This is a genomic window from Phenylobacterium sp., from assembly GCF_004297125.1.
Lineage (GTDB): Bacteria > Pseudomonadota > Alphaproteobacteria > Caulobacterales > Caulobacteraceae > Phenylobacterium.
This window is the reverse complement of the sequence record NZ_SCVD01000039.1, coordinates 162,139-184,561: the sequence shown is the minus strand read 5'-3', so window position 1 is coordinate 184,561 and position 22,423 is coordinate 162,139. Positions and strand designations below refer to the sequence as shown.

21 protein-coding genes and 1 pseudogene are annotated in these 22,423 nt (G+C 70.1%); 9 read left to right on the top strand and 13 right to left on the bottom strand.

All coding sequences use genetic code 11. The features are described from left to right. Window positions 1–79: 79 nt before the first annotated feature. The 5 genes from EPO51_RS25620 to EPO51_RS25600 form a co-directional block, all read right to left on the bottom strand. Window positions 80–601 carry a carboxymuconolactone decarboxylase family protein gene (locus EPO51_RS25620; RefSeq protein ID WP_293356667.1) on the bottom strand — a complete coding sequence of 174 codons (522 nt, stop codon included), beginning with the start codon at window positions 599–601 and terminating at the stop codon, window positions 80–82. Then, window positions 598–2,172, bottom strand: a complete 1,575-nt coding sequence (locus EPO51_RS25615) for a class I adenylate-forming enzyme family protein (protein ID WP_293356665.1) — start codon at window positions 2,170–2,172, stop codon at window positions 598–600. Before EPO51_RS25615 ends, EPO51_RS25620 begins: the two co-directional genes overlap by 4 nt. Next, window positions 2,169–2,327, bottom strand: a complete 159-nt coding sequence (locus EPO51_RS25610) for a hotdog family protein (RefSeq protein WP_293356663.1) — start codon at window positions 2,325–2,327, stop codon at window positions 2,169–2,171. Before EPO51_RS25610 ends, EPO51_RS25615 begins: the two co-directional genes overlap by 4 nt. Next, complete coding sequence (locus EPO51_RS25605; RefSeq protein ID WP_293356661.1) at window positions 2,300–2,692, bottom strand: MaoC/PaaZ C-terminal domain-containing protein; 393 nt, start codon at window positions 2,690–2,692, stop codon at window positions 2,300–2,302. The genes EPO51_RS25610 and EPO51_RS25605 overlap by 28 nt, the downstream gene beginning before the upstream one ends. A 119-nt stretch (window positions 2,693–2,811) precedes the next feature. Then, window positions 2,812–3,600 carry a TetR/AcrR family transcriptional regulator gene (locus EPO51_RS25600; protein WP_293356659.1) on the bottom strand — a complete coding sequence of 263 codons (789 nt, stop codon included), beginning with the start codon at window positions 3,598–3,600 and terminating at the stop codon, window positions 2,812–2,814. Between the two features lie 230 nt (window positions 3,601–3,830). On the opposite strand from EPO51_RS25600, the gene EPO51_RS25595 reads away from it, so the two are divergent. The 3 genes from EPO51_RS25595 (at window position 3,831) to EPO51_RS25585 (ending at window position 8,001) form a co-directional block, all read left to right on the top strand. Next, the gene (locus EPO51_RS25595) at window positions 3,831–5,213 is read left to right on the top strand and encodes an MFS transporter (RefSeq protein WP_293356657.1); all 1,383 of its coding nucleotides are present in this window, start codon (window positions 3,831–3,833) and stop codon (window positions 5,211–5,213) included. Between the two features lie 113 nt (window positions 5,214–5,326). Next, a complete protein-coding gene (locus tag EPO51_RS25590; protein ID WP_293356655.1) occupies window positions 5,327–6,871 on the top strand; it encodes a peptide MFS transporter in 1,545 nt (514 codons plus the stop codon). Then, a complete protein-coding gene (locus tag EPO51_RS25585) occupies window positions 6,868–8,001 on the top strand; it encodes an alanine racemase (protein ID WP_293356653.1) in 1,134 nt (377 codons plus the stop codon). The genes EPO51_RS25590 and EPO51_RS25585 overlap by 4 nt, the downstream gene beginning before the upstream one ends. An 11-nt stretch (window positions 8,002–8,012) precedes the next feature. Here the strand turns inward: EPO51_RS25585 and EPO51_RS25580 are convergent. After that, window positions 8,013–8,369: pseudogene (locus EPO51_RS25580) on the bottom strand (alpha/beta hydrolase family protein); the annotation flags it as partial. A gap of 491 nt (window positions 8,370–8,860) precedes the next feature. Here EPO51_RS25580 and EPO51_RS25575 point away from each other — a divergent pair. From EPO51_RS25575 to EPO51_RS25565, 3 genes are read left to right on the top strand one after another with little or no spacing between them, the layout of a single operon-like run. Next, the gene (locus tag EPO51_RS25575) at window positions 8,861–9,823 is read left to right on the top strand and encodes an ornithine cyclodeaminase family protein (RefSeq protein ID WP_293356651.1); all 963 of its coding nucleotides are present in this window, start codon (window positions 8,861–8,863) and stop codon (window positions 9,821–9,823) included. Further along, window positions 9,816–11,441: a serine hydrolase domain-containing protein gene (locus EPO51_RS25570; RefSeq protein WP_293356649.1), complete on the top strand. Its 1,626-nt coding sequence runs from the start codon at window positions 9,816–9,818 to the stop codon at window positions 11,439–11,441. The genes EPO51_RS25575 and EPO51_RS25570 overlap by 8 nt, the downstream gene beginning before the upstream one ends. Continuing rightward, a complete protein-coding gene (locus tag EPO51_RS25565; RefSeq protein WP_293356647.1) occupies window positions 11,438–12,610 on the top strand; it encodes a serine hydrolase domain-containing protein in 1,173 nt (390 codons plus the stop codon). Before EPO51_RS25570 ends, EPO51_RS25565 begins: the two co-directional genes overlap by 4 nt. Window positions 12,611–12,996: 386 nt before the next feature. Here the strand turns inward: EPO51_RS25565 and EPO51_RS25560 are convergent, their stop codons facing one another. Continuing rightward, a complete protein-coding gene (locus tag EPO51_RS25560) occupies window positions 12,997–13,350 on the bottom strand; it encodes a transposase (protein ID WP_465246642.1) in 354 nt (117 codons plus the stop codon). A 264-nt stretch (window positions 13,351–13,614) separates the two neighbouring features. On the opposite strand from EPO51_RS25560, the gene EPO51_RS25555 reads away from it, so the two are divergent. The 3 genes from EPO51_RS25555 (at window position 13,615) to EPO51_RS25545 (ending at window position 16,051) form a co-directional block, all read left to right on the top strand. Next, on the top strand, window positions 13,615–15,204 hold the full coding sequence (locus tag EPO51_RS25555; RefSeq protein ID WP_363201421.1) for a tyrosine-type recombinase/integrase: 1,590 nt from the start codon (window positions 13,615–13,617) through the stop codon (window positions 15,202–15,204). 191 nt (window positions 15,205–15,395) lie between these two features. Beyond that, window positions 15,396–15,557, top strand: coding sequence for a hypothetical protein (locus EPO51_RS25550; protein WP_293356643.1), 162 nt, complete (start codon window positions 15,396–15,398; stop codon window positions 15,555–15,557). A gap of 65 nt (window positions 15,558–15,622) precedes the next feature. After that, window positions 15,623–16,051: an EamA family transporter gene (locus EPO51_RS25545; RefSeq protein WP_293356641.1), complete on the top strand. Its 429-nt coding sequence runs from the start codon at window positions 15,623–15,625 to the stop codon at window positions 16,049–16,051. 94 nt (window positions 16,052–16,145) lie between these two features. On the opposite strand, the gene EPO51_RS25540 is transcribed toward EPO51_RS25545, so the two are convergent. The 6 genes from EPO51_RS25540 to EPO51_RS25515 all read right to left on the bottom strand — a co-directional run bounded on the left by EPO51_RS25540 (window position 16,146) and on the right by EPO51_RS25515 (window position 22,419). Further along, the gene (locus EPO51_RS25540; protein WP_293356639.1) at window positions 16,146–17,411 is read right to left on the bottom strand and encodes an SAM-dependent methyltransferase; all 1,266 of its coding nucleotides are present in this window, start codon (window positions 17,409–17,411) and stop codon (window positions 16,146–16,148) included. 2 nt (window positions 17,412–17,413) lie between these two features. Then, the gene (locus EPO51_RS25535; RefSeq protein WP_293356637.1) at window positions 17,414–18,370 is read right to left on the bottom strand and encodes a purple acid phosphatase family protein; all 957 of its coding nucleotides are present in this window, start codon (window positions 18,368–18,370) and stop codon (window positions 17,414–17,416) included. Window positions 18,371–18,438: 68 nt separating this feature from the next. After that, window positions 18,439–19,119, bottom strand: a complete 681-nt coding sequence (locus EPO51_RS25530) for an ABC transporter ATP-binding protein (protein ID WP_293356635.1) — start codon at window positions 19,117–19,119, stop codon at window positions 18,439–18,441. Beyond that, window positions 19,116–20,417, bottom strand: coding sequence for a TolC family protein (locus EPO51_RS25525; protein ID WP_293356633.1), 1,302 nt, complete (start codon window positions 20,415–20,417; stop codon window positions 19,116–19,118). The genes EPO51_RS25530 and EPO51_RS25525 overlap by 4 nt, the downstream gene beginning before the upstream one ends. A 17-nt stretch (window positions 20,418–20,434) precedes the next feature. After that, on the bottom strand, window positions 20,435–21,292 hold the full coding sequence (locus tag EPO51_RS25520) for an efflux RND transporter periplasmic adaptor subunit (protein WP_293356631.1): 858 nt from the start codon (window positions 21,290–21,292) through the stop codon (window positions 20,435–20,437). A gap of 5 nt (window positions 21,293–21,297) precedes the next feature. Beyond that, complete coding sequence (locus EPO51_RS25515) at window positions 21,298–22,419, bottom strand: ABC transporter permease (RefSeq protein ID WP_293356629.1); 1,122 nt, start codon at window positions 22,417–22,419, stop codon at window positions 21,298–21,300. Window positions 22,420–22,423: the final 4 nt, after the last annotated feature.

Genomic DNA, 22,423 nt, shown 5'->3' with positions numbered 1-22,423 from the left:
ATCGGCGCGCCAGGCTGGGCGATTCCGCGCGCGGCGGGCTCCGCGTCGCTAGATGTGAAGAAACTCGAGCTACTATCGGTTAAGTAGTGGCGTCGGGTTGCAGGCCAAAGCTGCGGGTCACGATGGCGAGCATGGAGAAGTAGCCGACCGTCGTGGCGAGCTCGACGCGGCCGCGTTCCGAGAGCTCCACATAGGCCGGATCATCGAAGGGTGGGGGAGCGCCCGCCACCAGCGCGTCCACATAACGGATGACGAACGCCTCCGACGCCGCGAGGCCGGGGCCTGGCGGCTCCTGCTGGATCGCCGCGACAATGTCCGGTGCGAGGTCCAGCCGGGCCGCGACGCGCTCGTGCTGGCCGACCACGTACGGTGCGTTCAACCGATACCCGACGCGGATCGCCGCGATCTCGCGCAACCTCGGATCCAGCGTCATGCCGGACATCACCGCGGCGCCCAGGCCCGCCAGGCGGCCCCCCAATTGGGGCGCATGGGCCAGCAGGCGAAAGAGCGCGATCGCCGGCGTGCGGGCGAAAAACGCCGCCTGCTCCTCGTTGGCGCTTGCGGGGTCGACCAGCGGCACCAGGCCAATGGGCGACTTCATGCGGCGGCCGCCCGCGCCTTGAGCTGGACCTTGTCGATCTTGCCGTTCGCCAGCGTGGGCAGTTCCGGCACGATCTCGAAGACCTTGGGCACCTTGTAGTTGGCGATCTTGCTGCGGATGAAGGTGTCCAGTTCACGGGCGGTGAGATTGGATCCGCGCTGCAGCATGACGTAGGCGCGTCCGACTTCCGCATAGAGCGGGTCCTGCTGGGACACGACGGCGGCGTATTCCACCTCCGGGTGCTCCTCGATGGCCAGCTCCACCTCGCGAGGATAGACGTTGAATCCGCCCGACTTGAACATCTCGGATCGTCGGCCGACCAGGGAGATGTTCCCATCGGCGCGCCAGAAGCCGAGGTCTCCGGTGCGCAGCCAGCCATCGTCAGTGAAGGCTGCAGCCGTGGCCTCGGGGCGACGCCAATAGCCCAACATGTTGAAGTCGCCCTTGAACTGGATCTCGCCTGCCTCGCCCTCGCCGCAGATCGCGCCGGCGTCGTCGGCGATGCGGCAGGGGAATTCCGGCGGCGGCCGGCCGATGGAGCCGGCCAGGACGTCGATGTCGGTCTGGGGCTGGGTCCAGGTCACGTTCACCGTGGTTTCGGTCAGGCCGTAGACCAGGCCCAGACTGGGGCAGAGCAGGCGCAGGCGCTCGATGATCTCCCGCGGCATCGCCGCCCCGCCCCAGCCCATCGCCTTCACCGACGACAGGTCGAACTGGTCGAAGTCCGGCAAGTTGAGGGTCATCTGCACCATGGTCGGGATGCCGCCCCAGACGCTGCAGCGCTCCCGCTCGACAATGCGCAATTGCTCGCGGGGGTCGAACCGCTCGGTCAGGATGATCGTGCCGCCGCCGACCATCAGCGCGCAGCAGGTGTCGCCGGCGCAGGCCACGTGGTTGATCGGGAAGCTGCAGATGCCGGTGAGCGGCAGGGTGTCCGCCGGATAGCGGCGCGACTGGACGCGGTTTCCCTCCACCAGGCCGTAGTGGGACAGCACCGCGCCCTTGGGGCGCCCGGTGGTCCCGGAGGTGTAGACGATGAACGCCGGGTCGAGCGGTTGCACCGTCGCGGCGGCCGAGGCCACCTCGGAGGCTGGGACGCTTTCGCCCCGCTGCAGGAAGGCCGCCCAGGCGATCGCGCCGGGGCCGGACGCGCCGATGCAGACCACCTCCCGGACCGAAGCGGTCTCGGCCGCCAGGGTCCGCAGGTCGTCGCGGTAATCGCGACCCTCGAAGTCGGAGATGCCGATGAGCAGGGCCGGCTCGGCGTCGTTCACCACATAGCGCAGCTCGTCCAGCTGGTTGCGCGTGCCCAGGCCGAGCCAGATGCCACCGATGGCCGTGGTCGCCAGGAACACGAGCCAGAACTCCAGTCGGCAGGTGGCCAGCATCGCCACGCGGTCGCCGGGCTTCACGCCTGCAGCGAGCAGGGCGCGGGCGACCTGCTCCACCTCCCCGACCAGGGCCCCGTAGGTGAGCCGTTCGTCTTGGAACACCACAGCTTCGGCGTCCGGCTTCTCGGCGGCGACCGCGTTCAGGCAGCCGAAGAGGGTGCTAGGGTGGAGGGTGCTCATTGCGCCCCTCCGCGACGGAAGCCGTCGAGCGCCACGTCGGGCGCCGGCAGCAGGGTCATGGAAAGCCAGCGGGCCACCAGCGCGGGGCGTTCGACGCCTTCGATCTCGACGACGACGTCGGAGGCGGTCAGGAGGCGGTCCGGACCCTTCTGCACGACGGACGCCAGGGCCGGATGCGCGCGCCCACGCGAACGGGCTCGATGAAGCGCAGGCGCTCGCAGCCGTAGTTGATGCCGATCCGCTGTTCGTGGGGCACGCCGTAGTCGCCGCCCGGCTTCGCGCCGGCCAGCTCGTGGAAGAAGCTGGTGAGCATGGACAGCGTCCAGTACCCGAAGGCGATTGGGGTTCCGAAGGGGCTGTGCGTCACGGCCCATGCCGGGTCTACGTGCATCGGATCGGGGTCGTAGGTGCAGGCGCCGAAGGCCGAGATGTCGCTCTGCAGGACGTCGCGCCAAGCCGTGGGGCCGACCTCCTGTCCTAGGCGCTGTTGAGTTTGCGCCAACAGTTCATCGATACGCATCGTTGGGAAAGCCACCCGTTCTGAGATTCGCGCCGCGTCGCGCAGCGCACCCTGGAGCGAGTGATCTTGCGTCCCCGCGCGGGGCTAAGGCAAGGCCAATATTCGATACACTATCGAGATTATTTCTTGGAAGCGCTGGCCGATGGCTCCGCGTCGGGGCCTTGCGGCCAGACCTGACGGCTCCACAGGGAGCCCGGTTCTTCCGGCGGCAGCAGCAGTTCGGGGGAGTCCAGCGGTGTTGTCCGCACGTCGAGCACGGGGGGCAGGAAATTCAGCAGGTAGCTTCGGGTCGCCCGCTGGGACTCCTGGCGCGCGAAATCGGTGACCGCGCCGTTGATCTCCATCGAGGCGCTCGATCCCGCATTGGCGACGCGCACGGCGAAGGTGAACACGTCCAGCTCGTTGGCGAACGGCGAGCGCATGAACTGGCGGTCGATGCCGGCCAGCAGCCGTTGGGCGATCTCCTGGGCGGCGTGGTCATGGAACCGGTAGGTGGTTCTGGGGATCTTCCACGAGCTGAACAGCTGGGCGAAGGCCAGGTCCGCGTTGCGGTTGAGGGTCAGGTCAGTGATCAGGTTGTCGACGATGTCCATCCAGGACGCCGCCGGCTTAAGGACCGCGCCGATCGTCACAACCTTGAACCAGGGTCCGACGTAGTCGATCAGCGCCGCCAGCAGCTCCATCTTGCCGGGGAAGAAGTGATAGCAGGATGCCAGCGGCACGCCGGCTTCGCGGGAGATCTCCTGATAGGTGATGTCCTCCACGAACTTCTCGCGGAGCAGCCGCAGCGTGGTCTCATAGAGCAGGGCGCGCCGAGCCTCGCCGCGCGCCTGGACATATCGGACGGGATTGGTCTTCAGGGCTCGCCGCTCGGGCGCCAACCTGGGTTGAGGGAGCGGGTCAGCCATGCGCGAGTCAGAGCACGTCCGAGCCGCGGCTGTCCAGCGACTTGGCCGCGCCCGGCGCCGCGGAAGTCGAGTAGGCGTCGGCTAAGTGGCGCCGGTCGGCGTCCGCCGAGTCGTCGACATGCGGGAGTGATCGCGGAAGCGTGGTCTTGACGACGCGCATAACTCGATACTTTATCGAATTATTCTGTGCTGCCGGTCTCCGGCGGTGGCGCGTTCCAGGGAGACCGCCGTTGCTGGACAAGTCCGCCAAGAGCCCGCCGCTCGGACGGCGCCTGCTCCTCGGCTACTCCCTCGGCTCCCTGGGGACGGGGGTCTATTCCACCGTGCCCGGCGTGCTGCTGCTCTACTACATGACCGACTTTCTGGGCGTGGCCTCGGCCCTGGGGGCCATCGTGCTGTTCTTCCCCAAGATCTGGGGGATCCTCACCGATCCGCTGATCGGGCGGTTGTCGGACCGGACGCGCGGTCGGTTCGGCCGGCGGCGGCCCTGGCTGCTGGCGGGCGCGATCGGCGTCGGGCTGTCGTTCATCCTGTTGTTCCGCGCGCCGGTGTCGGCGGATCCGATGGTCGGGTTCTGGTACGTCCTGGTGCTCTACGGCGTCAGCGCGGCGGCCTATTCCCTGTTCGCCGTCCCCTACATCGCCATGCCGGCCGAGATGAGCGAAGACCCCGCCGAACGCAGCCGCGTCATGGCCTGGCGGATGACCTTCGTCATGGCGGGCGTGATGGTGGGCGCCGGCTTTGCGCCGATCCTGGTGTCGCGGTTCGGTGGCGGTCACGCCGGATTCGGCGCCATGTCGCTGATCGTCGGCGCTTTCTGCGCGGCGGCGATGTTCGCGACGTTTCTGGCCACGCGCAACGCGCCCAGCCGTGTGGCGGCGATCCACGATGCGTCTTTCGGAGCCGAACTGCTGAGCGTGTGGGGCGACAGGCTGTTTCGCGCCCTGATGCTGGCTTACCTGCTGCAGGCGGTGGCGGCGGCTATCGGGTCGGCGCTCCTGCCCTACACCGTCACCCGCATTCTCAACCGCGACCCGGCGATGATCGGCACCATGGGCGTGGCGACGCTTTGCGCGGGCATGCTGGCGATGCCGCTCTGGCACCACCTCTCCGTGCAGTTTGGCAAGCGCGCGGTCTTCGCGGGCGCCGCGATCTGGAAGGCTTTTGTCGTGATGCTGTGGATATTCGCGGGACCGGGCCTTCCCATCTGGGCCGCCCATCTGCTGGCGGTGGGCGCCGGCATCGGCTTCGCCGGCCTGCAGCTGATCCCCTTCTCCATGGTCACGGACGTCATCCACCATGACGCGCGGCGCAACGGGCGGGCCCGCGAGGGCGTGTACACCGGCGTCTGGACGTCCTGCGAGAAGGCGGGGCTGGCTATCGGGCCATTGTTCGCCGCGGCGGTGCTGGCGCTGGGCGGCTACGTGGCCTCCAAGAACGGTGCGATGACGCCGCAGGCGCCCACGGCGCTGCTGGCGATCCGCCTCGGGATCTCGGTGCTGCCGGCCGCTTTGCTCCTGCTCAGTTTAGCGGCCATGCGCCGCTTCGACTTGGTGGAGGGTGACGTCGGCGACCTGGGGTCTCAGGAAGGCGCGGAACCGCAGCGCGGGTAGGCTGCGGCCCACCCGAAAACCCTACACATGCACCGGTTTGAGCCTTTGCGGCGCCCGCCTCGGCTGCTCCCACGCTTGCTGGGTCTATAAATACTCGATACACAATCGACTTTATGTCGGGGCGGCGCGTGCAACCAGATCAATCAGAGCATCCCGGGCGGGAGCGATCCTGGTTCCTTGGCCACCCGACCGGCCTTCCGGTGATCGTCGCCCTCAAGGCCTGGGAGCTCTTCAGCTACCAGGGCATGCGCGCCTTCCTGGTCTTCTACCTGATCGCCGCCTTCGGCCTGTCCGATGCCCGTGCCGCGATGCTGTTCGGTAGTTACGCGGCGCTGGTGCTGGCGACCTCGGTGCTGGGCGGGGCGTTGTCCGACCGCTGGCTCGGGCAGCGCGAGCCCACCTTCGCCGGCGCGTTGATGATCATGGGCGGCCACGCCACCCTGGCGGCCCAGCACCTGCTTGTCGCCACAGGCTGGCTGCAGGGCGAGGCGATCTTCCAGGTCTTCTGCCTGGGCCTCGGCCTGATCGCCGTGGGCACCGGCCTGCTCAAGCCCAACGTCCTCAACCTTATCGGGGGCCTCTACCGCCGCGACGACCCGAAACGCGAGGACGGCTTCTACATCTACTATCTGGGCGTCAACGTCGGCAGCTTCCTGGCTCCCCTGGTCTGCGGTCGGCTGGCCCAGGACTACGGCTGGGGCTGGGGGTTCGGAGCCGCCGCGATCGGCATGGCGGCCGGGCTCTGCGTACTGCTCGCCGGACGCCGGCATCTGGTGCGCGCCGACGGACAGTCGACCGGCCGTGGGCCGGGCGATCGCCCGCCGCGCATCCGGATCTATGGCGGCGTGGGCGTGACCGTGCTGCTGGCCTCGTTCCTGATCCAGCACGGGCTGGTGCTGGGCGCCCTGCTGGCCGCGACCCTGGCTGCCGGCTGCGGCTACCTGCTCGTGGTCGCCGCCCGCGACCGGTCGGGCGAAGACCGCCGCGCCGTGCTGCGCCTCATGGCGGTGCTTCCCGTGCCGCTCTGCTTCGTGATGGTGTTCGAGCAGTTCTCGCTGGCCATCAACCTCTTCGTCGACCGCCTGGTGGACAAGCAGGTGCTGGGCTTCCACGTGGCGGCGCCGCAACTGCTGTCGCTCAATTCCTTCTTCGTCTTGCTGTTGCTGCCGTTGCTCGGCCTGGGCTGGACGCGCCTGCGGGCCCACGGCGCCGAGCCGGCCATCCCGGTGAAATTCACCATCGGCTTCGGCCTCATGGGCGCGGGCTTCTGGCTGCTGGCCGGGGCGATCATGCTACAGCCGGCCGGCGCGGCGATCTCGATGAGCTGGGTCGTCGGAGCCTATCTGCTGATCACCCTGGGCGAGCTGATGATCGCGCCTCTGACCTATACCCTGGTCGGCCGCGCGGTCCCCGCCCGTCTGGAAGGTGTGGCCATGGGCCTGCTGCTGTTGAGCTTCGCCCTCGGCAACCTGTGCGCCGGGTTGCTGGCCACCCTGGCCGCCGTGCCCCGCGACGCATCCCTGGACATGATGTCCGGCATCTACGGGCGCCACTTTATCGTAGTCGGCGGCGTGGCGCTCGCCGCCGGCCTGTGCGCTCTGGCCCTGCGGATGATCGTGTCGCCGGCCCAATCCGACAGTAAGGAAACATCGCGATGACCGGCCTGGCCGAATGTTCCACCCCGTCCCTGGTCCTCGATCGGGACCGGCTGGTCCGAAACGCGGGCGCGATGGTGGCTCGCTGCCATGCGCGCGGTGTCCGGCTTCGTCCGCACATGAAGACGCTCAAGAGCGCCGACGCGGCGCGGCTGGCGGTCGACCCGACCCACGGCGGCATCGCGGTCGCCACGCTCAAGGAGGCGGAGTACTTCGCCGCCCACGGCTTTTCCGACATCCAGTTGGCGGTGTGCCTGAGCCCTGACAAACTGGCCCGGGCGGCGGCGATCGCGACCGTCGCTCCCCTGTTCGGCTTCTTCATCGACAGCGTCGACATGGCCAGGTCGGTCGCGGAACGGGTCCGGCGCGACGGCGGGACCTTCCGCGTCTGGCTCGAGGTGGACTGCGGCGAGCACCGCACGGGCTTCGACCCCGATGGGCCGGACCTGCTGGACGCCGCCCAGGAACTGCAGGCGATCGCGGGGGTGACGCTTGTCGGGATCGCCTGTCACGCGGGGCATGCTTACGCGGCCCGCACCGCCGCCGAGATCGCGGCGATCGCCGAGGAGGAGCGGCGAGTGGTGGCCGTCGCCGCCGATCGCCTGCGCGCGGCAGGGCTGGGGCCGTTGGCGACCAGCGTGGGCTCCACGCCCACCGCCGTGCATGGCGGCTCGGCGGGCGGGCTCAGCGAGATCCGCGCCGGCGTCTACATGGCCGGAGATCTGTTCCAGGTGGATATCGGCTCGCAGCCGCGCGACAGCCTGGCGGTGACCGTGCTGGCCAGCGTCATCAGCCACAACCGGGCTCGCAACCAGATCGTCATCGACGCGGGGGGGTTGGCGCTCTCGAAGGACCGCAGCACCGCGGGCCGGGGCGACGGCGATTTCGGCTACGGCCTGGTGCTGGACATCGCCGGCGCGGCCCGGTTCGACCATCTGTGCGTCGTCGACGTCCATCAGGAGCATGGCGAGATCCGCTCGGACCGGCCCCTGCCGTTCGAGGCCCTGCCGATCGGGGCGAAGGTGCGCATCGCCCCGAACCACGTCTGCATGACCGCGGCCATGTACGACGAATACCTGGTGGTCGAGGGCGGCGAAGTGGTGGCGCGGTGGCGGCGGACCAACGGCTGGTGACGCCGCTCAGGTCAGCGCGTCCAGGAACCGCTGCTCGAGGCCCAGGCCGGCGCGCAGGGTGTCCAGCGGCTTGAAGCCGTGGGCCTCGCCCGCGAACAGATGGACGTCGCAGCGCCCGCCAGCTTCGGTGATCCGGCGCGCCAGCTCAAGGATTGCTCGGGCGGATTGACCTTGTCGTCGGCGTCTTGCAGCAGCAGGACCGGCGCGCTGATCTGCGCCGCGTGGGTGATCGGCGACCGCGCGGCGAACACCGGATCGGCGAGGTCGGATGCGCCCACCAGGGTCTTGAGGTAGCCCGACTCGAACTTGTGCGTGGCCTCGCCCAGCTGGCGCAGGTCGCTCACGCCGTAGTAGGAGATCGCGGCGGCGAAAGCCCGGCTCGCGGGCGATGACGTTCAGGGCCGTGAAGCCGCCGGCGCTGGCGCCGCGCAAGACGATCCGGCCTCGATCCGCCAGGTCCAGCGCCTGCAGGCTCCGCTCCATGGGCGCAGCGCCGCAGGGGCCCTTCAGGCGCTGCCGGGCGAGACTCTTGGGGCCGCCATGCAGGTTGAGGGCGGTCAGCCCTCTGCGGACCGCCGCGGGCGCCCGGAACAGGAAGGCGTCTATGTCTGTCCCGTCGTCGGTCCCCTGCGCGATCAGGGCGAAGGCTCCCGATGGGGCCGATGTCAGATCGATCACCTCGCAGGCGTCGGCGGCGAGGATGTCGAGCGACGGCGGGGTGGCGTGGGGCGGTGTCGACGTCATAACACGATACGGTGGCGGGTTATTTTCTCCATGCATCAAGGTTTAAGTCGAAATTGCGCGGAATATGGCGTAATCTCGACTTAGATAATCAATGTAAATTCGAGTATGAAGTTCGATGAGATTCGTGAGTGAGGCGACGGCCAGGAGCCTGGTGACGATCCGAGACGCCATCGATGTCGTGGAAGGCGTGTTCCTCGCGCTGCATCGCCAGCAGGCTGAGGTGTTCCCCGTGGTGCTGGGCCATGGCTCGGATCCTGGCTCGCGGTTCAGCATGAAGAGCGGCTTGATCCGCGACCAGGGTCTCGTGGGGCTGAAGGTCGGAACCTACTGGCCGGGAAATCGCAGCCGGGGGCTGGAAAGCCACGGCTCCACGACCTTCTTCCTGGACGACGCCACCGGCGCGCCGCGGGCGCTGGTTTCCGCCTCGCATCTGACCGCCCTGCGCACGGCCGCCGCCGACGGGGTGGCGATCAAGCATCTGGCGAGGCCCGGCGTCATGACGCTGGGCGTGGTCGGCGCCGGCCACCAGGCGTGGTTCGACGTGCTGGCGGCTATGGAGGTGCGCCCGGTCGAACGGCTGCTGGTCTGGAGCCGCACGCCGGCCAACGCCGAGCGGTTCGCGCAGCGGGCGTGCGACGAACTGGAGCTGGACGCGCGTGCCGGCGACTTGCAGGCGGTGGTGGAGGCCGCCGACGTCCTGCTGACGGTGACCGCCGCGTCCGAGCCGCTGGTGCGCCGCGCATGGGTCCGGCCCGGCGCGCACATCTCGGCGATGGGCGCCGACGCCCGGGGCAAGCACGAGCTGGATCCGGAACTGGTCGGCCAGGCGGTGCTGTTCGCCGACGTGGTGGAGCAAGCCTTGAGCATCGGCGAATACGAGGCGGCCTTCGAGGCCGGCCTGATCCAGGCGGGTTCGGTCACCCCGCTGGGAGCCGTCGTTGCCGGTGTCCGGCCGGGGCGGACGTCGCCGGAGGACATCACCATCTTCGACAGTTCCGGGATCGCCCTGCAGGACCTCGCCATCGGGGCTTTCGCGCTTGCGGCGGCCGAGCGCGCCGGCCAGGCCGTCGATGTCTAGGGTGGTGCGCTGGCGCGCTCTCCTGGTCGGGCTGGCGACGATCTTCGAATCGGCGGCGGCCGGCGCCCAACCTGCGCCGCCGCTGGCGGACACGCTGCGCCGCGACGTGCCGCGGATGCTCGCGGAGTATCACGTGCCGGGCGCCGCCATTGTCATCCTGAAGCGGGGCGCGGCGCCGCAAAGCCTGGCGTTCGGCGTGCGCGACGCGGCCACCGGCGCACCGGTCGACGGCCGCACCGTCTTCCTGGTCGGCTCGATCTCCAAGCTGGTGACGGCGGTTGGCGCGCTGCGGCTGGTGGACGAAGGCGCCATCGGCTTCGACGCTCCGGTGAGCGGCTATCTGCGCCGCTGGACTCTGCCGCCGGCGGCCTATGCGCTGGACCGGGTCACCGCCCGGACCCTGCTCAGCCACACCGCCGGCCTTTCCGTGCGCGGCTACTTCCCTGGCAGTCGCTATCCCGGGCCGGTCCCCGACATCCTCGACTCCATGAGCGGCAAGCTGGGCGCGGCCCAGGCGGTCCGGGTCGTCGCGCCGCCGGGCCTGGCCTTCAGCTATTCGGGCGGCGGCTATTCGGTCCTGCAGGTCGCGCTGGAGGACCGCACGGGGACGGCGTTTCAACCGCTAATGCAGCGGCTGGTGTTCGACCCGCTGAAGCTCGGCCGGACGAGCTTCGCCTACGACGCCATTCTGCAGGACGACGTCGCGCGCCCGCACGACCTGGCCGGCCACGCAATGCCGCCGCGCGTGCTGCCCAACCTCGCCGCGGCGGGTCTTAGCACCACGGCCGACGACCTTGCCGCCATCCTGGTGGCCGCTTTCGATCCGGCCCAAGGGCGCGCCGGCCTGCTGTCGCCCGCGGCCTCCGCCCTGCTCGCCACGCCGATGGCGCCGCCCGACGTCTCGCTCGGCCGGCCCAGCGTCACCCAGACCATGCTGGCCCCGGAGACGCTGCCCGACCCGTCCGCCATCCGCTATGGCCCCGGGGCGGCCGTGACCATTCGCGGCGACGGCCGCCGCATCGTCGGGCACAGCGGCAGCAACGCCGGCTGGAAGGCCAACGCCCAGTACGTTGCGAAGACCGGCGATGGCATCGTGGTGCTGACCAACGGTGAGAACGGCAACGGCGTCATCCTGGGGGCCATCTGCGAGTGGCGACGTGCCCTGGACGCCGCTTCGGGCGCGGCGACGCCCCGGTGTCCGAGGTATGCGGCCGGATACATCGGCGCGGCCTTCACCCGCGACGGTGAGGCCGGCGCCCTACGAGCGCTCCGTCAGGTCGCGGCGGCGCGAGAGGATTGGTACTTCAGCGACCACACCGCCGACGATGTGGCAGGCACGCTGCAGACCTTCGCGGGCCTGGCCGTCGCGCCGCAGGCCGACGTCCGGAGGGCCGGCGCCGCGCTGATCGCCGCCAATGCCGAGCTGTTCCCCGCCTCGGCCTTCGCCCAGGCGCGCCTAGCGGTGGAACTGGCCCGGGGCGGGCGCAAGGTCGAGGCTGCGTCGGCGCTCGCGCGGGCGCAGGGCCTGGGCGGCAAGGACGGCGAGGTCGCACAGCTGATCGATACCGCCGGGAGCCTGCTTGCGACGCAGGCCGGACGTCAGGAAGGAAATCCATGAAACGACTGTGGCTGCGGATCTGCGTCGGCCTGGCGTTGGCGATGTCGGCCGCCGTGGCGCGGGCCGACGACTTCGCGACCAAGCTGGCGGCGTTCCAGGCGGCGCTGGAAACCTCGCGCCAGGAGATCGGTTTTCCCGGCGCGACGGCGGGCTTCGTGCTGCCTGACGGGCGCAGCGGGATGGTGGCCGTGGGCGTCTCCGATAAGGCCACCGGGCGGCCGATGACCCCGCAGGACCGCATGATGTCCGGCAGCACGGGCAAGACCTATGTGTCGGCGACCGCGCTCGCGCTCGCCCGGCAGGGCCGCCTGGACCTCGACGCCCCCATCACCCGCTACCTCGGCCATCCGGACTGGATGACCGGCCTGCCCAACATGGACCGCATCACCATGCGCCAGTTGCTGGGCCACACCTCAGGCCTGCGCGACCACGTCAACTCGCCTACGTTCGGGCTGACGTTGATGAAACTCGCCCAGAGCGACCCGGAAAAAGCGCTCACCGCCCAGCAATGCATCGGCTTCCTGAAGGGGCAGACGGCGCTGTTCGAGCCGGGGCATGGCTACGCCTACAGCGATACCGGATACCTGATCGCCGGTTTGGTGATCGAGGCCGCGGCGAAGCAGCCGTTCTACGACCTGGCGCGCCGCCTCTTCTGGGACCCGCTCGGCCTCACCCTGACAGCGCCGGCCGACCAGCGCCGCATCCCCGGCCTGACGCAGGGCTACCCAGTCTGGCCGAGTGGCGCGCCCCTGCCGGACACCATCGCGGTTGCGCCGGGCCGACTGCGCTGGAATCCGGCCTCGGAGTGGACCGGCGGCGGGGTGGTCACCAACGCCCATGACGCGGCGCGCTGGGCGGCGGCCCTCTACGGCGGTAAGGCGATGCTGGGCGACTATCTGCCGGAAATGCTGCGTGGCGTGCCGATACGCGAGGGATCGCCGAAGACCTATGGCCTGGGCGTGTCGACCGCGCCGACGCCCTACGGAACGCTCTACGGGCACAGCGGCTACTACCCTGGCTACCGGTCGGATCTGGCCTATTTTCCAGACCTGAAGATCGCCGTGGCCTTCCAGATCAACACCGAAACGGGGGTGCGCGAGGCCGCCGTGCTGGACGCCATACGCAACCGTCTTGTGGCCGCCCTGGTCGGCCCGCCGGCCAAGCCTTGAAGACCGGCTAGCCGGTCCGTCCCGGCCCGTACTGCGGTTCAGCCGCACGTTGCGCATGGCGAAGCGGGAATGGACGGGAGCGACGCCGGGCAGACGGGTGAGGATGTCCGCTGTCCGGCCAGATGCCGATGTCCGCTTCTCTAATCGGACATGGGGTCAAGCTCCTGATGGCTTGATGGCCGGTGGGTCGTTCACGCGGGTCACGCTTCTCTTCGCAGTCTGGTGGTCCCTGTTGAGCGGGGCCGCTGCGCGCATGCATGGGATCAGGGTCTGGAGAGACTCGCTGTTGGGCGCACTCAAGGTGCAGCAGACATTCTCGGCTTCATCCATCCCGTCGTCCGCGTGGGACGATCCGGCCGAGGATCGTACGAGCTGAGCGGGTCAGGTCATGCCGCAGCCTCCGATCCTCGCCGGAAGTCGGCGCCGTCGACCCACATGCGATGCAGGACGACAGCGATCTTGCGGGCCACCGCGACGACGGCGCGCCGGCGGCGGCCCTTGGTCTTCATCAGTCGTACGCCCCAGGCCTTCAGGCTGGACCAGGCGATGGAGCGCATGAGCATGGCGTTGGCGGCCGCGTAGAGGGTGGCCCGGACGCCGGCGTCGCCGGCGTGGGAGATCCGGTCAGGGTTGTCCTTCTCGCCGGACTGGAAGCGCTTGGGCGTCAGGCCGAAGTGGGCGCCGACGGTGCGCGAGCTCTTGAAGCGGGCAGGGTCTTGGTATTGCGGGTGGGCGCTCAGCCGTCTTAGCGCCGTCTTTCGAAGACGGGGAAGGCGCGGACCGCCTTCCGCCGACCTCGCAAGTTACTGCTCTAGGGGAAGAAGTGGCGCGCCCGGAACGATTCGAACGTCCGACCCTCAGATTCGTAGAAGCTCCCGAACGGTACAGCCTGAAACACCGTGAACACTGAATCTTCCAAACAATACAAACTCTTGTGAGTTGCAGGAGGCTTCGTCCATTTGCACAGTTCCACGTCGATTTTCAAGGTTTTGTGACCTGACAGTGTGCCGCGAGGCGTCAGGTCACAAATCGAGACGGGAGCCCAGGACGTGCCAAAACTGCCTTCCCAGAACCTGACCGCGGCCTTCTGCCGGAGTGCGCGGCCGCGCACTCGGGAGACCGCGAAGGGAACAGTGTCCGTCCAGACGGAGTATCGCGACTTCGATGTCCGCGGCTTAGCCCTGCGGGTGTCGCCCAGCGGGCGCAAGTCGTGGACCTATCGCTATCGAGATCGCATCACGGGCGCCCAGAGCCGTATCCACATCGGCCTCTTCGATCCGACGACCGACACGGAGCCCGACGACGAAGGGATCTGCGCCCTCACCTTGCACGGGGCCAGAGTCGCCGCCCGGAAACTCCGGGCCCAGATCGACGCCGGCCGAAATCCGGCCGTCGAACGGCGTCGTGTTCGAGAGACGGCCCGCTCCCAACCGATCAAATCGATGAAGGACCTCGCCCAGGTCTACTTCGCCGCCTGCGAGTCTGGAACGCACCGAAGCGGCCGAGGCCGGAAGAAGGCGCCCAGCACCCTTGCTGCTGAACGGTGGCTCTGGGCCAAGCACCTAGAGCCGCGATTGAGATCTGACCTGGTGGAGCACGTGACGCGCAGCCGCGTTCGCCTGCTCCTGCGCGAGATCTTCGAGGCGTCCGGCGGGCAAGCCAACCGGGCGCGCGCCCTCCTCTCGCAGATGTTCAACTTCGCGATCGGCGAGGAGCGGCTCGTCCTGAACCCAGTCACGCATGTGGCTCGGGTGTCCGAGGTTTCGGCGAGGACCCGAACACTGACCAACGACGAGATGAAGGCCTTCTGGGCCGCGCTGCAGAATAGCGATGCGCTGGTCATCCGCGACAAGAAGGCTGGTGACAAGGTGCTGGTCAGCCGATCCGTTCGCATCGCCATCGCGTTGGCCCTGTTCACCTTGCAGCGTCGTGGCGAGATCGCCGGGATGCACAGGGACGAGCTCGACCTTGAGCGCAAGACCTGGCTGATCCCCGCCGAGCGCACGAAGGGCCGCTCGGAGCACCTCGTGCCGCTATCTGACCAAGCCGTGGTGCTGATCAAGGAAGCGCTGCAGTTGCAGGACGCGCGGCGCAAGGGCGCGAGCGGGTTCGTCTTCCCTTCGCCCCACACGAACGACGCCGCCATCGAAGCCGCGGCGCTCAGCCACGCCATGGCCGACCTCACCGCAGCGCTCGACCTCGACGACGTCCGGCTTCACGATCTGCGGCGGACCGGCGCGACCGGGATCGCGGCCCTGGGCGTGCCGCCCTACATCGTCTCCAAGGTGCTGGCGCATAAGGACGGCGGCGGCGGGGCTGCCGTCACGGCGCGCCACTACAATCTCTACGCCTACGCCGCGGAGAAGCGGGACGCCTTGGATCGCTGGTCCGCACACTTGGAGACGTTGTTCCCGCCTTGCCGTGGCAGTGCGAAGCCCTCAACAGGAACAGGCGTATCTCGCGGGTCGGAACCGGCCGCCACGCCCCTTTCGGGGGCCGTCGATTTCTCTTGGATCGAGCTCGTGGCTCCGGAGGCGCTACCGCAGCAACGGGCAACCTCGGAGCCGCTCTGGACGGACCTGGTGGAGGCTTGAGAGGCAGCAATCCGCGAGGCGGGCTCCCTAGGCGGAAAGCCGCATACGGGCTTCCATGTTTGCTTTCGCATAGGGGCAGAAGTCGAAGATCGCATAGCTCGCGCGGGGGAAGCACGCACGCCGCCGCTGCCGACGCCATGCATCTGAGGGCAGCGTGGAAATACGCCGGGTCACGATTCCCCGAAGACCCCGTGCTGCACATGCTCCAGGCCACGGGCGTAGCGGCGGGTGACGGAGAGCTCGGCGAGGAGGCCAAGCACGTGGCCGTCGGCGCACGCAGCTCCCGCGCGCGCCGGGACGTTTCGAACGCCAGGAAGATCCACAGGCTTCCGACGATGGCCGCGCTCCAGTAGACGCTGACGCTGGCGATCGCGCCTGGGTCGGCGCACACTCTTGGCCATTCAGGCCGGAGACGATGATGCAAATCACCTGGCAGGGCTGGGCGATCCTCTCCGCAGCCTTCGCCGCCGCCACCGCCATCCTGGCGAAGGTCGGCGTGGACAGCCTGCCCCCCGCCTTCGCCACCGTGGTGAGGACCGCGGTGATCCTGGTGATCGTGGTCGGGGTCTGGCTTGCCCAGGGCGCCGCCGTGGGCGCTGGATCACCCCCGCCGCGGATCGTGGGCGCGCTCGTCGCCTCCGGCGCGGCCACCGGCTTGTCTTGGCTCTGCTACTTCCAGGCCCTCAAACTGGGGGAGGCGTCAAGGGTCGCTCCCCTGGACAAGCTTAGCGTGGTTCTGGTGGTGGTCTTCGCGGCCGTGTTCCTGGGGGAACGGCTCGACGTTCGAGGCTGGACCGGGGTCGCGTTGATCGCGGCGGGCGCCCTCCTCGTTGCGACCCGGCGGTGAGTTGGCGGACGCCCGCGGTTTGGGCGACTGCGGACCTGTGCTCCCTGGGGCCGCCACCGCTCATGCTCGCTCCCCGGGAGGGGGTAGCCGCCCGTCAGTGGGCTTGAGCCTGTCGCCGGTCCACGCTCTCGACGTCGCCGGCTCGTAGCGCTGACTCGCTCGCCGCCATGTACCCGCGTGTGATCGGCAGGGCGTCGATGCGACGCGCAAGCTGGATTTGGAACACCACGACGCCTTCGCAGCGGAAGGCCGTCTCCGACATCGACAGGTAGTACTCCCAAAGGCGGCAGAAGCGTTCGTCGTAGAGCGCAGCAGCGCTCGCGCGTCGCGCCATGAAGGCTTCACGCCACGCCCGGAGCGTCTCTGCGTAGTGCAGGCGCAGCACCTCGATGTCGGTGACCATGAGCCCGGCCCGCTCGATGGCCGGTAAGATCTCCGACAGCGCCGGCAGGTGACCGCCGGGGAACACATGCTTGGTGATCCAGGGGTTGGTCAGGCTGGGCGCGTCGGAGACTCCGATGGTGTGGAGGAGCATCACGCCATCGCTGGCCAGACGGTTGCGGCATGTGCGGAAGAAGTCGTCGTAGCCGGCCCGACCCACGTGCTCGAACATCCCGACGGAAACGATCCTGTCGAAGGTCCCGTCCACGTCGCGGAAGTCGCGAAGCGCTACCTCCACCCGGCCGGTCAGCCGGCGGGCCAGGATGCGGTCCCGGGCGCGGGCGATCTGCTCATCCGACAGCGTGACGCCGAGGACCGCGCCCGCGCCGGCCACCTGCGCCAGGTAGCAGGCGAGCCCGCCCCAGCCGCAGCCGATGTCGAGCACCCGCTCGCCGCCCGTCAGTGAGAGCTTCCCGGCGACGTGGCGCATCTTGGCCCTTTGCGCTTCGGCCAACGACATGCCTGGGTTCTCGAAATAGGCGCAAGAATACTGCCACTCGGGATCGAGGAAGAGCGCGTAGAGGCGGTCGTCCAGGTCGTAGTGGTGGGCCACGTTCCGTCGCGCGCGCTGGCGGTTGTTGCCGCCGGTCCATCGCCGCCACCCGGTCCGCAGGCGGTCCAGGGCCGCCGCGCTTGAGGAGGGATCTGTCTCAGCGGAGTGGCGCATGACAAGGTGGAGGAAGTCGTAGATCGTCCCCCCTTCGACCACCAGGCGGCCGTCGGTGAACAACTCCCCCGTCTGGAGGTCCGGGTCGAGCAGGAGCGCCCAGGGAGCCCAGCGGTCGGTGAAGCGGATGGCCACCCGCCTGCCGGTCCCGTCGCCCAGTTCGATCTGCCGTCCCCCGGCAAACCGGAGCGTCAGCGAGCCGGTCCGGACCAGGGGCTCCAGCGCCCGCTGCAGGAGCGAGACGATCGCCATGGTCAACCGCCCGCCTTCGGGATGGCCGTCCGGTAGACCGAACGGCCGTTGAAGTCGCGGAACTCCAGCCGCAGCGTCTGGTCCTCCATGGCGAAGACCGCAAAGCCGGGCCGCGACAGCCGGAAGCGCGTGCCCTCGATATCCCCGGCCGGTCCCGCCGAGGCTCCGGACCCCGCGCAAATGTGGGCCACGCCCCCGATCTGGATGTGCTGCAGGGCATGGTCGTGGCCGCAGAGATAGGCCTGCACGCCGTGGGTCGCGAACATCGGATCGAGGCGGCGGGCCAACTCGACCGAGCCGCCATGGCGGCCGCCCGAGTAGAGGGGATGGTGGCCCACGACGATCTTCCAGTCGGCGTGAGATCGCTGCAGCGACCGCCGCAGCCAGGCCATCTGGGGACCAGGTCTCGGAACCCGAATGCGCCCACGCATCAAGCGCATCGCGGCCTCGCCGTAATCCCCGACCATCGGGGTGGTGTCGAGGACGAAGATATCCAGGTTCGGTATACCGCTCTCGGCGCTGGAAACCACATAGCTGCGGTCCGGCATGCGCCAGCGGTTGTCGCGGCGGGCGTAAGCAAGCTGGGCGCCGGGGCGGCCGCGATAGTCGTGGTTGCCGAGCGCAGCGTACCACGGGGTCTGCAGCGCCGGCGCGGTATAGATGTCTTCGAACGAGGTCTTCCACTGGGGGTCGTCCGCCGAGCGCACCCCGGCAGGGTAGAAGTTGTCGCCGACCGAGATCACGAAGCGGCTGCGCACCTCTGCGGCCGCCTGGGCCATCGCCTGGGCGACCTCTGTCTGGTGACGGTCCCCGTCGCGTCCCCAGTCGCCCAATGCGACGAAGGCAGGGGTGACGAAGGCGGGCGCCGGCTCGTCGGCCCGTGCAGGGGCGGACACGGCCGCGGCGGCGCCCGCCAAGCCTTGCAGAACCAGACGGCGATCAAGTGTTCGCAAGCCCATGATCGCTCCGTGTCCCGGAGCCCCGGCTCGGGGGCTCGCTCTATCGACGCCGCCGGCGCGCGACCACCTCAATTGGAAAGCACCGCGCCGTCTTCCATCCGCACCAGCCGCGTGGCGTGCTCGATCAGGCGGGGGTCGTGGGTCACGCAGACGACGGACGCCCCCTCCTCCAGCGCAGCGGCCCGGAGCAAGCGCGTGACATCGCGGCCGTTCGCGGAATCCAGCGCCGACGTCGGTTCGTCGGCGAAGATGATCTGCGGCTGCTTGGCCAGCGCGCGGGCGATGACCACCCGCTGCTTCTCGCCGCCGGACAGCTCGGACGGCCGGTTGTGCAGGCGGGACCCCAGGCCCACGCGCGCCAGGGTCGCCGCTGCCCGCCTATGCGCCGCGTCGCGCTGGATGCCCTGTCGTTCGAGCACGATGGCGACCTGCTCCAGGGCGGTGAGCGCGGGCAGCAGGTGGAAGCCCTGGAAGACGAAACCAAAGTGCTCCAGCCGCAACCGGTCGAAGGCGTCGCCCGACAGCGCGCGGATATCGCGGCCTAGAGCCCGCACCGTCCCGGCGCTCGGCGTCAGCAGGCCTGAGACGAGCGCGAGCAGGGTGGACTTCCCCGAGCCCGATGGTCCGGAGACCATCACGAACTCCCCCCGGTCCACGTGGAAGTCGGTGGGGCGAAGCGCATCCACCCGCTGGGCGCCTGCGCCATAGACCTTGGTCAGGCCGGAAGCCTCGATCACGCGCTCGCTCATCTGCCGGTCGCCAGGGCCAGTTGCACGCGAGCCTCCGCGAGACGCAGCCGGGCGTGATCCGCGGCGTCGGCCGCCTGCACGGCGGCATCCTGCAGAGCCACCATCGACAGGCCGTCGGCCGCGCCGGCGTCGTGGCGCATTCGGCCGGACGCGAGCGCGGCCTGCGCCAGCCGCGCGTCCCCCTCGGCTGCGCTCAGGGCGCGGCGGGCCTGGGCCTCGGCTGCGAGAGCCTCCCGGACATCGTTCCAGGCGGCCAGCACGGCCTGGCGATAGGCGATGTCGGCGAGGTCGGCCTCCGCGGTGGCGATGTGAACCTTGGCTCGGCGGGCCCCGCCGTCGAGGATCTGATGCGACACGGTCCCCGCCACCGCCCAGGCCAGCGCCCGGACGTCCAGCAGGCTGGCGATGGCCGCGTCCGGCGAGCCGAAGGCCGCGGCGATCTGGAACTGGGGCCGGCTGGCGGCGATGGCAGAGGCGCGATGATGGTCGGCGGCGTCGATCCGCGCCCGGGCGGCGCGGACGTCGGGCCGTGCGTCGATCACCGTCGAGGCCACGGCGTCCGGCGAGGCGCCCAGATCGAGGACCGAGGCCTGGACCGGGATCGCCGCCGGCCGGCCCGTGAGGTCCGCGAGACGCGCGGCCTGGATGTGCGCCGCCTCGTCGGCCCTGAGCGCCAGGTCGCGGGCCGCATCGACGGCGAGCCGCCGGGCCTCCACGTCCCGCGTGATGGCCGCGCCCTGCGCGGCGCGTTTCCGCACCAGGTCCAGGGTCTGCTCGGCGAGCTCACGCCGCCGTCCCGCCGCGCGCGCCTCGACCTGGGCGGTTCGGAGGGCCAGGTAGGTCCGGGCGGTCCGCGCGCCCACCTCCCACCGAACGGCCTCGAAGTCGTACCGGGTGGCGCTCTGCTCGGAGCGGGCGGCCTGGCGGCTGCGCTTGATGCGGCCCCAGACGTCCACTTCGTTGGTGATCTCCAGCGTCGGTGTCGCGGCCGAGGTCGCTGTGCGGAAGGTGCGCCCGCCGACCGCGGAGGCGACGCCGGCGAAGACGTTGATCCCGCGCACCGCGTCGGCCGCCTCGACCTCGGCGTCGGCCTTCTCCAGGCGGGCCAGGGCCGCTTTGGTGTCGAGCGCGCCGGCGTCCGCCTGCCGCAGCAGGCCGTGCAGCACCGGGTCGCCGAAGTCCTCGCGCCACGGCGCCGGCGTCGAGACGTTCAGCCGGGCGATCGGGTCGCCCCGCGGCCCGCGATCTGCGGCCGTGAGGCCGCTGCAGCCGGCCAGCCCCACGGCGAGACCGGACATCGCGACCAGGAGAACCCTCACGGGATGAACCGCACGAGGACGCGCTGGCCCAGCCGCAGGTCCGAGGTCGGCGGCAGCCTCAGCATCACGCTGACCACGCGGGCGTCGGCGCGTGACGCCGCGTCCTCGGCCAGGACTGGGCCGGACAGCAGGTCGGACACCCGCACGACCTGGGCCGAGTACGTCCGGCCCTGCTGATACTCCCGGGTCACAACGGCCCGGGCGTTCGGAGCCACGCGGTCGGCGAAGGCCTCGTCCAGCTCAGCGCGCACCAGGCGAGGCCCGGCGGGCTCGATGACGAACAGCGGCGTGGCGGCCGCCACATAGCCGCCCACGGCCGCCGTGCGTCGCACGACCCGGCCGGCCACCGGCGCCCGGATCGTGCTGACCTCCACGTCGTACGCGGCCAGCCTTTGGCGGGCCTCGGTCGCGGCCAGGGCCTGGAGCGCCTGGCGGTGCTCGCCGCGCGCGACCGAGGCCGCCGTCGCAGCCTGTTCGGCCTCGAGGCGCGTGGCGGCGTCGGCCGCGGCCAGGGTCGCGAGGCGGCGCGCCTCGCGCTCGGCGCCGGCGGCGCGGGCTCCGGCGACCTCGGCCTGGGCGCGGCGCTCCCCCAGATCGGCCGTCGCGGCGTCCAGCATCAGCCGGGCCTGACGGTCGTCCACCTGGGCCAGCACCTGCCCGGCGGCGACGGCGGCGCCCTCCTCCGCCAGGGGCGCGATGACCAGGCCGTCGCGGGGCGCGAGCACCCGGATCAGGCCGCCCTGGGCCTCGACGACGCCCTTGGCGACCGCCACCGCGGCGGGACCGCTCTGCGTCGGAGCCGGCGCAGGCTTCGGTGCACAGGACGCCAGCGCCAGCAGGATCGGAAGAATCATTCGTTTCATAGCAGCAGGACCGCGGGATCGGCCTGGGCGACACGGCGCAGCGCGAGCGCACCGGAGCCTAGGGCGGTGAGCATGACCAGGGCCGCCGCGACGGCGATCATGGCTGGGGTGAGGATGATGGGGATGGCGCCGGCCGCCGCCGCCACGGTGAGCAGTCCGGTGAACAGGCCGCCGACCGCCAGGCCCGCGCCGCCCACCCAGGCGCTCTGGGCGACGACGATCCGCCGAAGCGCCCGCATGGAGAAGCCCAGGGCGCGCAGGGCGGCGTACTCCCGGATCGAGCCGGCGACGGCGGCGGAAAGGGTCTGGCTGGTGATCACGCCGGCCACCAGGATCGCCACCGCGCTGCCGAAGACGAAGGCGACGCCCGCGCCGGATTCCACCAGCCAGTAAAGCGTGGTCCGCCGTGCGAACGCCGGGGCCGTCAGGGCCTCGAAGCCGCGCGATGCGCCGTCGGCGTTGAGGGCGGCCGCGACCTGATCGGCGGCCTTGGGATCGTCCAGCCTCGCCAGCAGGTAGGCGACCCGGCCCTGCGGCCCCGCCGCCGGGTCCAGCCGCCGCGTGGTGGCTACCGACGCGATGACGTTCACCCCGCCCAGGGCGCGCAGGCCATGCGTCACGCCGACGATGCGCAGGTAGCGGCCGTTCACCTCGGCCACCTCACCCACCGCCGTCTGCAGCTTGTGCAGGTCGGCGTCGTCCACCAGGGCCGAGTCGGGTTCGGTGAGGAGGGCGCGCTGCGCCGGGGGCAGGGCGTCGGACAGCGCCAGGCCGTCCGGCCGCGGGTCGATCCCCACGAGGTAAACGTTGACCATCCCCTGGCTGCGCGTCCGCCACTCGCCAGATCCCCACAGGAACGGCTCCACCCGCCGAACATGCGGGTTCATCCAGGCGTAGACCTCGGCGGGCCCGCTCAAGGGACGGCCCAGGTCCAGGCTCTGGACGCCCGGATAGCCGATCCAGAGGTCGGCGCCCGAGCGGGTCACGTACTGGCTCGAGAGCGAAAAGATCCCCAGGATGACGCCGGCCTGCAACAGGACCAACAGGCCCGAAAACGCCACGGCCACCATCGCCGGCGCGAACCGCCGCCATTCGTAGATCAGCGACTTGAGCGCCATGGAC

Excerpts from the sequence above, each read along its gene's own strand:
- EPO51_RS25525 (WP_293356633.1), bottom strand. The coding sequence starts at position 20,417 with ATGTCCGGTCTCGCCGTGGGGCTGGCCGGCTGCAGCGGCCTCACGGCC.
- EPO51_RS25590 (WP_293356655.1), top strand. The coding sequence starts at position 5,327 with ATGTCGGGGCGGCGCGTGCAACCAGATCAATCAGAGCATCCCGGGCGG.
- EPO51_RS25575 (WP_293356651.1), top strand. The coding sequence starts at position 8,861 with ATGAGATTCGTGAGTGAGGCGACGGCCAGGAGCCTGGTGACGATCCGA.
- EPO51_RS25570 (WP_293356649.1), top strand. The coding sequence starts at position 9,816 with ATGTCTAGGGTGGTGCGCTGGCGCGCTCTCCTGGTCGGGCTGGCGACG.
- EPO51_RS25620 (WP_293356667.1), bottom strand. The coding sequence starts at position 601 with ATGAAGTCGCCCATTGGCCTGGTGCCGCTGGTCGACCCCGCAAGCGCC.
- EPO51_RS25515 (WP_293356629.1), bottom strand. The coding sequence starts at position 22,419 with ATGGCGCTCAAGTCGCTGATCTACGAATGGCGGCGGTTCGCGCCGGCG.
- EPO51_RS25585 (WP_293356653.1), top strand. The coding sequence starts at position 6,868 with ATGACCGGCCTGGCCGAATGTTCCACCCCGTCCCTGGTCCTCGATCGG.
- EPO51_RS25615 (WP_293356665.1), bottom strand. The coding sequence starts at position 2,172 with ATGAGCACCCTCCACCCTAGCACCCTCTTCGGCTGCCTGAACGCGGTC.
- EPO51_RS25600 (WP_293356659.1), bottom strand. The coding sequence starts at position 3,600 with ATGGCTGACCCGCTCCCTCAACCCAGGTTGGCGCCCGAGCGGCGAGCC.
- EPO51_RS25535 (WP_293356637.1), bottom strand. The coding sequence starts at position 18,370 with ATGGGCTTGCGAACACTTGATCGCCGTCTGGTTCTGCAAGGCTTGGCG.
- EPO51_RS25540 (WP_293356639.1), bottom strand. The coding sequence starts at position 17,411 with ATGGCGATCGTCTCGCTCCTGCAGCGGGCGCTGGAGCCCCTGGTCCGG.
- EPO51_RS25605 (WP_293356661.1), bottom strand. The coding sequence starts at position 2,692 with ATGCGTATCGATGAACTGTTGGCGCAAACTCAACAGCGCCTAGGACAG.
- EPO51_RS25565 (WP_293356647.1), top strand. The coding sequence starts at position 11,438 with ATGAAACGACTGTGGCTGCGGATCTGCGTCGGCCTGGCGTTGGCGATG.
- EPO51_RS25530 (WP_293356635.1), bottom strand. The coding sequence starts at position 19,119 with ATGAGCGAGCGCGTGATCGAGGCTTCCGGCCTGACCAAGGTCTATGGC.
- EPO51_RS25520 (WP_293356631.1), bottom strand. The coding sequence starts at position 21,292 with ATGATTCTTCCGATCCTGCTGGCGCTGGCGTCCTGTGCACCGAAGCCT.
- EPO51_RS25545 (WP_293356641.1), top strand. The coding sequence starts at position 15,623 with ATGCAAATCACCTGGCAGGGCTGGGCGATCCTCTCCGCAGCCTTCGCC.